General features: G+C 48.0%; 10 protein-coding genes. 3 read left to right on the top strand and 7 right to left on the bottom strand.

All coding sequences use genetic code 11. The features are described 5' to 3' along the window. Positions 1–208 precede the first annotated feature (208 nt). Positions 209–733, top strand: coding sequence for a hypothetical protein (locus tag ACKU35_RS08490; protein WP_319764981.1), 525 nt, complete (start codon positions 209–211; stop codon positions 731–733). Here ACKU35_RS08490 and ACKU35_RS08485 read toward each other — a convergent pair. After that, positions 699–1,001, bottom strand: a complete 303-nt coding sequence (locus ACKU35_RS08485) for a zinc-ribbon domain-containing protein (RefSeq protein WP_319764978.1) — start codon at positions 999–1,001, stop codon at positions 699–701. The two genes, ACKU35_RS08490 and ACKU35_RS08485, sit on opposite strands and share 35 nt — an antisense overlap. A 287-nt stretch (positions 1,002–1,288) precedes the next feature. Here ACKU35_RS08485 and ACKU35_RS08480 point away from each other — a divergent pair, with 287 nt between their 5' ends. Next, positions 1,289–2,872 carry a hypothetical protein gene (locus tag ACKU35_RS08480; protein WP_319764976.1) on the top strand — a complete coding sequence of 528 codons (1,584 nt, stop codon included), beginning with the start codon at positions 1,289–1,291 and terminating at the stop codon, positions 2,870–2,872. A gap of 126 nt (positions 2,873–2,998) precedes the next feature. Here ACKU35_RS08480 and purU read toward each other — a convergent pair whose 3' ends face one another. Next, complete coding sequence (gene purU / locus ACKU35_RS08475; protein ID WP_319764974.1) at positions 2,999–3,868, bottom strand: formyltetrahydrofolate deformylase; 870 nt, start codon at positions 3,866–3,868, stop codon at positions 2,999–3,001. 264 nt (positions 3,869–4,132) lie between these two features. Between purU and ACKU35_RS08470 the strand changes: the two genes are divergently transcribed. Continuing rightward, entirely contained in the window at positions 4,133–4,801 is a 669-nt protein-coding gene (locus ACKU35_RS08470) for a trimeric intracellular cation channel family protein (protein WP_319764973.1), read from the top strand. Positions 4,802–4,831: 30 nt separating this feature from the next. Here the strand turns inward: ACKU35_RS08470 and polA are convergent, their stop codons facing one another. From polA to ACKU35_RS08445, 5 genes are all read right to left on the bottom strand, one after another. After that, positions 4,832–7,483 carry a DNA polymerase I gene (gene polA, locus ACKU35_RS08465; RefSeq protein WP_319764971.1) on the bottom strand — a complete coding sequence of 884 codons (2,652 nt, stop codon included), beginning with the start codon at positions 7,481–7,483 and terminating at the stop codon, positions 4,832–4,834. A gap of 46 nt (positions 7,484–7,529) precedes the next feature. After that, complete coding sequence (locus ACKU35_RS08460; RefSeq protein WP_319764969.1) at positions 7,530–8,522, bottom strand: DHH family phosphoesterase; 993 nt, start codon at positions 8,520–8,522, stop codon at positions 7,530–7,532. A 2-nt stretch (positions 8,523–8,524) separates the two neighbouring features. After that, the gene (locus tag ACKU35_RS08455) at positions 8,525–9,049 is read right to left on the bottom strand and encodes a bifunctional adenosylcobinamide kinase/adenosylcobinamide-phosphate guanylyltransferase (protein WP_319764967.1); all 525 of its coding nucleotides are present in this window, start codon (positions 9,047–9,049) and stop codon (positions 8,525–8,527) included. An 82-nt stretch (positions 9,050–9,131) separates the two neighbouring features. Further along, complete coding sequence (cbiR, locus tag ACKU35_RS08450; RefSeq protein ID WP_319764966.1) at positions 9,132–9,893, bottom strand: cobamide remodeling phosphodiesterase CbiR; 762 nt, start codon at positions 9,891–9,893, stop codon at positions 9,132–9,134. A gap of 332 nt (positions 9,894–10,225) precedes the next feature. Then, complete coding sequence (locus tag ACKU35_RS08445; RefSeq protein WP_319764965.1) at positions 10,226–13,333, bottom strand: UvrD-helicase domain-containing protein; 3,108 nt, start codon at positions 13,331–13,333, stop codon at positions 10,226–10,228. Positions 13,334–13,498 lie beyond the last annotated feature (165 nt).

The following is a 13,498-nucleotide window of genomic DNA, read 5'->3' as shown; positions in this document are numbered from 1 at the left end:
GACTTTTGACATGATGTGGGAAAAATAGGAGAAAGACCGTGCGGTTGCACAAAGTAGTCTGATCTTTTAGCATAGCGTCATCTGTTTGGAAAGATATTTCCTGCTCAAAAAGAGCATCAGTTACTCGGGAACTTTTACAAGCTAAAGAGGATCGGTCTTTCGGCCGAAAAGTTTTATATCCTACAAGTCACCTTCTGTGTGAGGTTTTATGCGAAGGTTTGCGATCATCACCATATTGTTTATTCTCTGCCAGCTCCCTTCTCCTGCCCATGCCCGAAGCATGGAGGAAGAACGAGCCATGTGCCTGACCAGAAACGCCCTCGCCCGGGCTCAGTGCAAAGATCCCCATGAGTTCAGCTACATGGGTACCAAGCGAGGCAACATTCACATCTTTACAGGCTTTTACGGTGCCAAGAACACGGATTTCTTCTGTAAAATAGAAGACGGGGAGATAACCATACTTTCCCGTAAGAAAAAATTCAGGAGAACCGTTAAATATTATATAGATGAAAATGAATGCGGAATTATTGAAGATTATCCGGCTTCATGCAGCAAACGCTCGGTCATAAAATGCTGTTTTCCTAAATCGAAAAAGGAATTGGAAGCCGATAAAGAAGCTGAATTCTGGCAGCGCTCAATACCGGACCTGCTGCGGGAAGATCAGCAAAAGGCTATTGAGGAATTACAGAACAGGACGTCTAAATCTTCCGAAACCAAGCAAGAAGAGCAATAGCGGGGGTAAGGGCATAAAGAGGCCAGTAAATTTTATTGTAAGTAAAAAAGACAACAGCCCCAAGCAGAAACAGGGCGTAAACCCATGCCTCACCATCTTTTGTGAACCGCTGCTCCTTCTCAAGTTTCAAATGAAACATGTCGCGGCGGCCTTGTAAGGTTGAATCTTTTTTCAATCTTTTACGACCGGATTGCAGCTTATATCCGCATTTGGAGCAGAACTTATCCGCATCGTTGTTTTTTCGGCCACATTTGTTGCAGGTGATCATATATTGAATGGCTCCTTGTTGGCGTCCGGAGTTGAGCCTTAAACTATTAATGTAAAAATCCATAAATCAGACAGTGTCAATATTTTATTATGCTATCTGATTCAAGCAAGAAAAGTACCATTATTTTGGATATATTCAGCAATTAATATCCTGAGTTTGCGGTCTGCGGAAGCCGTGCCCGACATCAACCGGCTCTATTACAGCTTATAATTTTATAATCCCTTGACTATTGTTGCTAAATTGAGACATTTTATGCCAATAATTAAGAAATTATGGATGGAGAATTCATGAGTGAAGTGTCCACTGACGGCGCACAAGGTCCTGACAAAAACCAGCGAATTGATTTTTACTTGAAAGTTCTGGTCCGACTCAAGGAACGCAGCACCCTGCGTGAAGTCCTTGAGCGCGAGGTTTTCTTTGAATTTATCAAGTATAACAATAATCGCATCAACGAATTTCCCCTGCTGGAAAAACAGCAGAGTGGGATTATCGCCCTGCTGTGCCATCGGTCCACCGACCTGCCGGCCCATGAGTTTATCAAGAAAATCTTAAGTGAATTCATCCTCATGATCGGCCGTTTCAGTAAACTTCAAGACGGCAAGGACAAGGATGCACTGGACAATATCCGTTCCCGTATAATCAATGCCGAGACCCTTCTTATAAAGACCGTACAGGGTGTTGTATACGCCTCCTGCCTTATTTCCGACAATTTTGAAGAAGTTACTCTGCGCCATCATGGAGAGTCTGCCCTCAAAAAATACAACGCTCTACTGGAACAATACGAACTGGACAAAAATTTCTGGCAGGCCCTTATAGATCAGTTCATCACACAGGAAGTGGAGTCTTCTCTTACGGAAATTATTACCGACGAGCGTTATTCCCTTACCCGTGACAAAAGCTATTTAATCCTGCGCTTTCCCTTTGATGATGTAAGCAAACGGTTCAAAACAGATATTCCCGCCATTGATAAAACCCGCATTCAGACCGCCTTTGAGCAGATCGGTGAGGATGAAAAATCTGCTGAAGTTTTAAAAATGACTTACAACTCCCTGCATGAAAGCGGAGTTCTGATTCATGGTGACGAACCGATAAACAATATGATTGTTGAGCGAATTGCGCGAATAGTCTGCATTGATCCTGCCACATCCAAATTCAAGGAAGATTTTGACAACGCCATGGCGGCCATGCGCGAAACGGCGTATTCAGCCGAAAGCGCGGAACAAGAAGCGGAATTGGCTCGCCGGATGCAATTCGCGCAAGACCAGATCGGAGCCTGCGCCATCGGGGTCAGTTTGACTCTTGATATTGTGGCCCGTGAATTTCTTCTCGGACTGAAAACGTATACCCAGCGCGATGAAAAAGTTCTCTCAACATATCTTCATAAATTCGGGGTGGATGCCCTTGATGAATTATTCATTTACCTTACCGAGGTAAAATTTTCTTCACTGCTGAAGCAAAAAATGCAGGGAGAAGAGAGCAAGATGCAGTTGCGGGTGCTGAAGCGCAGACGTGCTCCGGCAAAGCAGGTGCAGGCTCTTCACGAAATCGGCATGACCCGGATTCGCATGTCAAGATTGTGGCTGAAGGATTCCACCAATGAAAACTGGCTGATATTCAAGCAAAATACTGCCAAAGAGCTGATCAGCGAGATGCAGTTGCTGGTTCTTGAAAAAGAGCTTGCCACCGCCATACTGAAATTATTTGAAAAAGGTGATTTCAAGGTTGAATTTCTGATATTCATCAGCCTGCAAGCCGTAGCCAAAGCAACCAAAGATATCCGCGGCAAGCTTAACGATCTTTTCATGCGCTTCGGCATAGGCAATCAAAGCGACGAGCAGATCGCCAAAAAGTTATCAGGATCCGGAAGATAGAATAACTTAAACCGAATTCGGTTTTACGCTCCATTACCAGAATTTTTACATCTTTTTCAGTTCTGCAAAAAAAACGCTCTCCCAAATATTTTCAGGAGAGCGTTTTTTACTTGAAATCAATAAAGATCAGATGAATACAACAGTCTTATTACCATCCACCAGCACCCTTTCGGTGAGGTGCCATTTTACGGCCCGGCTGAGTACCTGTCGTTCGATGTCGCGTCCCAGTACCTTGAGTTCCTCATAGTCATGACGATGGGAGACACGGATAACATCCTGCTCGATAATCGGCCCCTGATCCAGTTCCTCGGTCACATAATGGGCCGTAGCTCCGATCAGCTTTACACCGCGCTCCCCGGCTCTGCGGTAGGGGTCCGCCCCTACAAATGCAGGGAGAAAAGAGTGGTGAATATTGATAATCCGGTTGGGGTAGGCATCAATAAGTTTGGGACTCAGAATCTGCATGTAACGGGCAAGGATGACCAGATCGGCCTGCCCTTCCAGAAGTTCCAGAATTTTATCCTCGGATTCCTCTTTCTTGCCTTTTTCTACCGGAACGTGATGAAAAGTAACCCCGAAAGATTCCACAGCTTCACGTAGATCATCATGGTTGCTTATAACCATGGTGATTTCGGAATGCAGTTCATCGCGCTTGGCCCGCCAGAGCAGATCCATGAGGGCATGATCAAACTTTGAAACAAGAATGGCTGTTTTCTTTTTGATCCATGCCGGATTAATGCTCCAATCCATATCAAATTCAGCGGCAACTTTTTCAGAAAATTCCTTCCTGAATTTTTCAAGACCGCTTTCAAGGCCATTCATATGAAATTTCATCCTGAGAAAAAAGCGCCCGCCCACAGGATCGCTTGAATGCTGGTCAGAATGGATAATATTGGCATTTTGTGAATACAGAAAGCCGGAAACTGCGGAAACTATTCCGGGTCTGTCCTTACAGGTTACTGTCAAATATGCAGTCGATTCTCTTGATGATGTCATTGCTTATCTCGATAAAAAATAAAAATTATTTCCAAAAAGGGGAGTCCTTTTACCAGCTCAATCAACAGCAGGCAAGCGGCATAAGTCGCATGCGCTAGGCGGGAACAGGCTCATTCCTTAAAAAAATCGTCCAAAAAAACGCAATCATCAAAAAAACATCCTTTACAATTAACCAAACAAAAATTATTGCAGGCTCAAATTTTGAATACACAAACACAAAAATATTTAAATCAATAAACCAGAATCGCTTTATCGGGGGTGGATATGAGTGTCTTGAATGGTGAGGTGGTCCATTCCGCCATCCACGGATTCATGTATTTCGGCGATATAGTTTTTTCGGTCAGCGGCGCTCTGGCTGCCGGAAAACGCAGGATGGATATAGTCGGCTATGTTCTGATCGGAACCATTACCGGTCTCGGAGGAGGCTCCCTTCGCGATGTACTTCTTGACCGACCGGTATGGTGGACCCGAGAACCTGTAGAGCTCTACCTCTGCATTATCGCCACCCTGTTTACGTATTTCTGCCGTCTTGAAATTCAGGACCGCTACAAGGCCACCTCATGGTTTGATGCTCTCGGCCTGAGCGCTTTCGCGATTACCGGAAGCACGGTGGCTCTGCAGTGTGAAGTTCCATGGACCATTGCAGTGTTCATGGGCGTTATGACCGCAGCTGGAGGCGGGGTAATCCGTGATGTGCTGACCGGAAACCGGCCAATGATTTTATGCGGGGAACTTTACGCGGTTGCCGCACTGGCCGGAGCATTTGTCAACGTGGGCATGATGAAACTTGACGTGCAACCTGAAATCGCCATGGCCGCTGGTTTTATGGCAACTTTAATTATACGCGGAGCAGCCATAATATTTGATATCCGGCTCGGCCCTCCGGGTGAATTTGTACGTATAGGAAGCCGGGACAGCAAAAAGTCCTGTTAAGGACCTCCAGCTTCCCGGCCACCGAAAAGATTAATGCGCCTGCGCCCAGTTCCGGCCCAAGCCTAAATCGACCTTAAGCGGCACTGCCAGGGTTGCCACCGTCTGCATATCCTGCTGCAGGAGCCTGCCGATTTCTTCGATACTTTCTTCAGGACCTTCGACTAAAAGTTCATCATGAATCTGCAGGATCAACCTGCCGCCGAGATGCTTGATTTCGGCATTATCCGCAACTTTGATCATGGCCATCTTGATAATATCCGCGGCGCTGCCCTGAATGACGGTATTGATGGCCTGCCTGCGGGCCTGCGAGAGCACCTGCGGACTGTTGGAATGCAATTCAGGCAAAAGTCTGCGGCGCCCGGAAAGAGTTGTCACATATCCCTTATCCCTGCCCTTTTCCACCACTGAATCATAAAACCCCTTGAGCACATCCAGTTTCTCGAAATACTTGGCGATAAATTCCTTGGCTTCATTAATATTGATGCCCAGTTCACGGGAAAGTTTCTGCGGTCCCATGCCGTAAATCAGACCGAAGTTGATGGTCTTGGCATTACGCCTTTGATCAGAGCTGACATCGTCAGGGGCACAATCAAAAAGCAAAGCCGCGGTGCGGGAGTGAATATCCTCATCATGCTCAAAAGCTGAAACAAGAGCCGGATCAGCGGAAAAATGCGCCAAGACACGCAGTTCTACCTGAGAATAATCAGCCGCGGCCAGACGTAATCCCTTTCCGGCAGTGAAGCAGGCCCGCATACGCTTGCCCTGATCCCCGCGGATGGGGATATTCTGCAGATTGGGACCGGAACTGGACAGGCGGCCCGTAGCGGTAGCCAACTGATTGAAATTGGTATGAATGCGCCCATCCGAATTCACCAGCTTGGGCATGGGCTCAAGGTAGGTGGACCGCAACTTTTCCATCTTCCGGTACTCAAGTATGTCGGTAATGATCTCATGCTGACCGACTAGTTTTTCAAGCACAGAGTTGGCGGTAGAAAGCGCGCCTTTCGGAGTCTTTCCGCCGGGTTTAAGGCCGAGGGAATCAAAAAGAACTGTGCTCATCTGCTGACTGGAGCGGATATTAAAGGGCTCCCCGGCATGATCATGAATGATTCTGGTCAGCTCGTTGATGCGCTCGTTTACTTCAGAAAGAAAATCAGCGAAAGCGGAGAGATCAATAGTGATCCCTGCCTCTTCCATGCCGGCTAGAACTGGAATCAAGGGAATTTCCAAATTGTCTATAAGTTCTTCAAGTCCGGCGGATTTAATGCGCGGCCCCAGCACATGTTTAAGCGCCAGCGCTGCCAGTCCCTGAGCGTCAGGATGAACCTCATCCACTGCATCAGGAAGCTCATCCCCGGCAAAAAGCATTGCCCGCAAACGATCCCAGGCATAATTACGTTCTTCAGGGTTAAGCAGATACGCGGCAAGGCCTAAATCAAACCAGCGGGAAAGCTGAATTTCAGACCAGACCTCATCAGAACGCAAAAAGGATTTCACATCAGCCACAACAACGGTCTTCGCAGAGCATAGTTCCTTGACCAGTTCTGCCGCAGAGACTCTGCACATCCACTCGTCGCCATCCAGCCCGAGAAAGAAAACCTTGCCCTCGCGGACCAGCCCGACTTCTTTGCCGGAAAGATCGGGAAGTTCAGCGGCGGAATCCGCTTTTTTCAGTTCAAGTCGATTTTCAGGTCCTGCGGGAACGGGCACATCTTCTCCGAATAATGAAAGCTGCCCGGATTTATTTTTTGAAGATTTAGCGGCCGGTACAGATTCAGTTCCGGATGCCGTGGTTGAGGGAAATAAAGATTTTACATCGCGCACCAGTGAGCGGAATTCATAGCTGGTCATAAACTGCGCAGCCTTTTCCGGATCAGCGGAACGGATCTCGCATTTTTTGAGATCACAATCGGGACAACTATCCAGTCGCATGCGGGTAAGCTCGCGGTAGACAAAAATATTTTCCAGCTCATCCTTCATCTTTTTCTGGATGGCGGGCTTCAAGTTGTCAAAATTATCGCGGATATCCTCAAGGGTAGGATACTCGAGCATTATTTTGGTAGCGGTAACTTTGCCCACTCCCGGCACGCCGGGGATATTATCAGCGGAATCACCCACAAGCGCCTGAAAATCAGCCCACTGATCGGGCTCCATTTTAGTATCTTCGCGAAAATCATCAAGGGAGGTAATTTTTTCTTTACGCCCGGCCGGATCCCACATGAAAACATTTTCATCAAGGCACTGCTTAAGGTCTTTATCCGCGCCGAGGATTACCACCGGCCGTTCGGATTTATAGCGCGCAGCCAGAGAAGCGATGCAATCATCAGCTTCGTCCCCGTTGGATACGATGAGCGGCACGCCTAAAACCTCCAATCCTTCCTTAAGCGGCTCTATCTGGGCACGCAGGTCTTCGGGCATGGGGGGACGCTGGGCTTTGTACTGATCATATAGTTCATGACGGAAATTCTTACCCTTCCCATCGAGCATGAAAACCAGATATTTGGGTTTTTCTTCTTTGATGATCTTGAGCAGAACCCGCAACACAAAAAACAAGGCGTTAGTGGGTACACCGTCCGAACGTTTGAGATCCGGGTAAGCGTGAAATCCGCGATAGAAAAATGCTGAGCCGTCAATCAGGAAGAGAGGCTCGCCGTCAAAATTCAATTTATCTCTGAGTGCCATGATATGCCTTAGGGTTCAAACCCTGCAATTATGTAATTGGGTAAGATCAGATACGTTTGACCGTCTTTTTACCTTTGGTCAATTTCTTGAGAACGAAAGATTCAGGATCGGCTTCTTCAAGGGCTTCAAGCTTAATCTCAGCCCGTGCGGCAGCCTTATGTCCACCGGCAGAACCTATTTCATCAAAAAGCTTGGCCGCCATTTTTCCCATATCCTTGCGCATTCCGTCACCACGGAAAATAACAACAAGAGTATCCTCGTAAACCCCGGAAACAACATCCCATGAAACGCCGTGAACACGCATTAGGAAGTCCGCAAGAATGACCAGTGTATCAGGGTTTTCGACCTTACCGATGTGAGTAAAAAGTCCTAGGCCGATGCGACGCAGATTATAGAAGGCGCGGGAGAAATAGCGCAGCCAGTCAGGATGGATCTCACTGCGTGTAATACGTTTAATGAGGTCCATATCCGCATATTTAGTCAAGTATCTAAAAGCCTTGACATCGTCATCAATAAAAGGGCGCTCAAAGCTCTGGGTATCGGTTTTAATGCCGTAGAGTAGCGCTGTGGCCAGCAGTTTGGCCGGACGGATATTCAGGTTGTAGAGATATTCGGTCATCATGGTGCTGTTGGCCGCATAACTGGGACGTATATCCACATACTCAGCGTATGGATAAGGTTCCTCCGGCTTCGGATGATGATCGATTATCACGGAAAATTTCACATCCTCAAAATCAGGATGGTGATGAGGCTGGGAGTCAAGAATTGCAAATTTGTCGTACTGAGCCACAAGGGTAGGTATCATCCGCTGGGCCGGGATGCGCAGGTAATGCATCATGGCAAGGTTGTCGAGGCGCTTGACCTCATTGATGTGGGCAATTCCCACTTCTGCAACCCTGCGGCCGATTATGCGTTTAAATGCCATTGCCGATCCAAGAGAATCCGGGTCGGCGTTGACCACTACCAGCCAGCGCTCGTCTTTATTGCAAAGAGCGAGCAAATCCTGAAGCTGATCTTCAAGCTGTTTAAAATAAGCCATAGTTACTTCTTCAGGGTAAGGGACAACCCTGCGGCCACAAGATAAACTTCATCTGCGATTGCAGCCATTGTTCGGTTGAGTGATCCCAAGCTTCGTACAAAACTTCGGACTTCACGTGTCATTGCCAGCGGACCGAGACCCACTTCACAAGACACCAAAACAACATCCGGCCCTTTCCACTCAGATAAAAGCCGGACAACCTCCCCGATATGATGCTCCCCGTCCGAGACCTCGGAACAGGAGAACAACCAAAAATCCAGACTGTCCACCAGTAGGTGGTCGTACCCTTCTCTAGCCTTTAGCAGCACCTGATGCAAGTCCGCCCCGGCTTCCAAAACCGGAATGGATGGGTCCCGCTCATTCCGATGAGTCATAATCTGCTGCCGAAAAGACATATCTCGAGCCTTTCCGGTTGCTATAAAACATTTCCGACCAGAATATTCTGCAAACAGATCAAGGGCGTAATCTGATTTTCCCGACTTATTGCCCCCCAGCACAAATGTAATCAAGGTCTCCCCCGGGTACATGAGTACAAAAAAATGGAAAAGCTATCTTTACGTACTCTATTTCCGACAAGGACTGCAACCACAATAAAAATTTCACAAGGCATTACTTGCCATTTCTTATTATACAATTTTCATTCAATAATTGCAGCGATTTAAAAAAAGGTCCTTCTTCAAACACTTCAACAGTCAGCGTGCCGTCATTTGCAACCATTTTAAGCAAAATACTCATTATTTCAAGCCCGGCAACATCAAGTGTATCGAGTCCGAGGTGACGACCTCCAGGTCCCGGCGCGTTAAGGTGCAGCATGGAGACCAATCCGTCAATGCTTTCATCATATAACAAATCATCCTGTGCGTAAGCCAGTATATGCCCTAGATCAAGGCATATTTTCATATCGCAGTCAGCTATAACCCCGCCAATACCCAGCAAAGAATTCTCCTTAATATTTTCAAAGAGTACGGTTCCGGGTTTTATATCACTGCGGGAAATTACTTCAGCAAAATCATAAATCAGACCGGCGGCACTTCGCCCGGCGGCAGGCGGATGAATTACATGGGCAGCTGGATTTAAATGGGCGGCCTTTTCATTCAATGCGATGACGGTTTGTGCGACCGCTGCTCCGCCTTCATGCCACGGAAGATCAAGAGGGTGGTGGATATGAAAGGAAAGCCCTATTTCTGCCAATTCCTGTGGCAGATCAGCTTTCGTATAGGCCAGACAGGATTTTGCCTCAAAGAAAAGAAGCGCTATTTCGTCGACCTTTCCAGCAAGAAAACGACAATTTTCAACAATGGTTCCGGGAATCACCCACGAGGGCGCGGCCACTTGAAAACGGGAATCAATACTATTCAAAAAATTGGACATTTTTGCCGCCCTGAATCAATAAAATCTATAATCTATGCGCACGCATTCAGACAACAGGCCAAAGAGCAAGGGCTTTTTATATACGGCATAATTATTGCTCAAAATAAGTATATTCAACTATGTCGGGAGAAATAAAATGAAACGGGTTAGAAACTTTTTCCAACACCACTTAAACCCATTGCACATCTTCTGCAGGCTCAGGGGCGTAGGCTTAAGTTCTATAGTCGCAAGAAGAATGTCAATGGTTTATGAAAAAGTGGTCTACAAGGTTTTTATGTTGTAATCAAAAAACATTAACCACCCTTCTTCATACATACGACCGAAAAATACACCTACATATCCAGCAGGCTGATTTTCTTCTCCTTCTGAACTTTCCGTGCAACCATCGCAGACTTTTTAACCGCATCAGGAAGATTTTTCAAAAAACGTGATACAGGCAGCATTAGCGTCCTCCCGTATAGAGGGCGCTTGTCCGCATGAGACATAAAAAGTTTTTTTCTGGCTCTGGTCATGCCTACGTAAAGGAGCCTGCGCTCCTCTTCCGCATCCTCCCGGACCGACAAACCGTCTTTAGAAATCTTTCCGGTCAGGATATCCGGCCCGGCAAAAGGCACAATGCCGTCATCGAGTCCGGCCAAAAATACCGCCTCGAATTCCAGACCCTTGGCAGCGTGCATCGACATGATGCGCACTTTTTCAGCCTTACCGCGCACCTGATCAAGATCATTCTGCATGTGAATCCAGTTCAGCAGTCCGGACCAGCCTCCGTGTTCCTTATAGCCTTTGACCATATCTCGAAAAGGCCTGCTTTCCCAGAACAGCTGGTCAAACGGAGGCATATCGGTAAGATAGGCGGAAAGCCCCAGGGGCCCTTGAGCAATAATCTTTTCCGGAACTTCCGGTGCTTCATCATCAAAGTCTTCGGCAAAGCCAAGCATCCGCCGGGCTGCAGCCAACAGGACCTCTACACGTGGATCATGCCAGAAAGTCTCCGCCTCCGGCACGCTGCACGGTATGCCCTGCCGGTTGAGCATACTCTCAATAGGACCGATCAAAGCCTTGAAACGGATCAGCACCGCAATATCTCCAGGGCTGAGAGAACCGACCTCTCCCGCATCGACAAGACTGTGACTGGTGGCCCCGATGAGTTTTTTTATGCGCTCTCCGATCCATGAAGCCTCACGAGTGCTGTCAGGAGCGGAAAAAAGCTGGATTTCAGCTTCAAATTTTTTATGCGCTTTCAACCGGACCGGATCGTCAAACACCGACGCCGAGGCATCGAGAATAGCCTGCGCCGAGCGGTAATTATCTTCCAATGTTATACAGATCAGATTTTCCCAGAAGGAATGAAATCTATCGGACACATCGCCGGCTGCACCGCGAAATCCATATATGGACTGATCGGGATCGCCAATAGCAAAAAGCCCTTCCCCGTCATCGCCAACCAAACGGTGCACAATTGCAAGCTGTAGGGGAGAAAGATCCTGCACCTCATCAACAAGCACATTGGTGAAGGTACGCACGTATTTGTCCGACCGGAGTTCCGAGAGCCAGAATTCAAGCAGGTCGGTGTAATCAACCAGATTAAACTGATCTTTCTGCCGGGTATAATTAGCCAGAATCTCCGCGGCTCCATCACTCAACGGTTCCATAGTTTCACGGGACAGGTTGATAGAATCCCATGCAGATCTTAGTTTTGCGCCGTTAAGGTCCGGGTTGGCACGTGCGAATACCCGGCGAGCCGTCTCTTCATTCAGGATTATCGGATCAATATCAAAAGCGCAGGCCCAGTATTCGAGAGCCAAGGCATGGAGCGTATCCGCACGGGGCAGGACTTCTTCCTCGCCGAGCATGTTACGCATGCGTTCGTTCATTTCCTCAGCGGCCTTGCGGGTAAAAGTCAGAGAAAGAATCCGGCGGGCACGGGTTCCCCGTTCAAGTAAATATTTAATGCGTCCCATCAGGGTCTGGGTTTTACCGGTTCCCGGACCGGCTATAACCAGTACAGGCTCAGGACCGGCTTCGATCGCTTTTTTCTGAGCCTCGTTAAATCGCACCACTCCGCTATCTTCTTCCTGCGGTTCATTGGACTTACGAATCGTTGCTTCAGGTCTGGCATCATCGAGATCCCCCTTGGGCTTGCGGACAACCACCAGCTTCACGCCGTTGACAATTTCATCTCGCTCCTGCGCGGAAAAAACGGAAATGGTTCCGTACTGCCCGTCAAAACCGGGATTGCGGATAACCTGTCCCTCACGCATGCGCCGGATGCCTTCGGCAAGATGCGCATTATGCCGTTTAAGGTCCTCAACCGGAACCTGCTGCAGGATAGTAAATTCAGATCCGAATTCCTTGATTAGTGGAGCATAGACACCGAGAACTTTTTTGGTCTTTGGGCCGGTGCCCACTACTTCTGAAATAATTTCCTTAAGCGGAACCAGAGAATCAAATCCGGGCTGCCCCTTGGGCTGCTGCGGTTCCTCACGGTCGGCCAGTTCCATCACGCGGGAGTAAACGCCCATGGTCAAAGGCTTGCCGCAGACAGGGCAGATGCCGCCACGCATTTTAGATTCATGGGGATCGAGCATAATTCCGCACTTGCGGTGCCCGTCCATGTGATATTTACCCTCTTCGGGAAAAAATTCGATTGTGCCCATGAATTTATGCCCCAGACCTTCACCGCGCAAAGCACGGTAAATTCCTTCATAGGACATATTTCCGCTGAAGACATTGGCCTCTCGTCCAAGATTCTCCCCTGAATGGGCATCAGAATTGGAAACCATACGAAATTTATCAAGTGCTGAAATGTACGAATTCATTTCCGGGTCTGAGGAAAGGCCGGTTTCCATGGCAAAGATTTCAGAAGCCAGATCACCGTAACATTCCTCAACAGAATCAAAGCCGGACTTGGCACCGAAAAGCGAGAACCACGGGGTCCAGATATGAGCGGGGATGAGAAAGGCGGTATCGCTGGTTTCAAGTACGATTTCGAGCAGGTCTTTGCTGTCCAGACCGAGGATAGGTCTGCCGTCGGAATTAAGGTTGCCGATAGCATCAAGCTTGGCGTTGAATTTTTTTACCGACTCAATATCGGGCATGTAAACGAGGTTGTGAACTTTGCGGGTTTTGCCGTATTTTTTATAAATGGAACTGATTTCTGTCTGGAGCATGAAGCGGGTCTGACCGGCAAAGGGCCCATCCACCCAGTCGATGGATTCCTCCAGCCCCTTGGGTTCCCGCAGGGAAAACAGCCCGGAACCATCCTCCACAAGTTGATCTTCAATCTCGGCCAGCCATTCTGGATGGGTAAAATCACCGGTACCGATGATATCAATGCCCTTAACCCTTGCCCATGCGGCCAGAAGGCGCGGGTCCAAGGCTTTACTGGTGGCACGTGAAAATCTGGAATGGATGTGCAGGTCGGCTATAAATCTTTCCATGGTCTACCGTTATTCCCCGTCATGATCATTTATTGATCAACTTATCTACCAAAGGAGCACAACATATTGTCATGCTTGAACTTTATCACATCATCATCTAATCATCACAACCCTTTCAGGTCTTAACCGGGACAGTACATGCAGGGCGAATGGATTGCAAGGCGC

The organism is Maridesulfovibrio sp., from assembly GCF_963676065.1.
GTDB lineage: Bacteria > Desulfobacterota > Desulfovibrionia > Desulfovibrionales > Desulfovibrionaceae > Maridesulfovibrio.
Note: the sequence above shows the minus strand (reverse complement) of the source record. Positions and strands in the feature narration are given on the sequence as shown.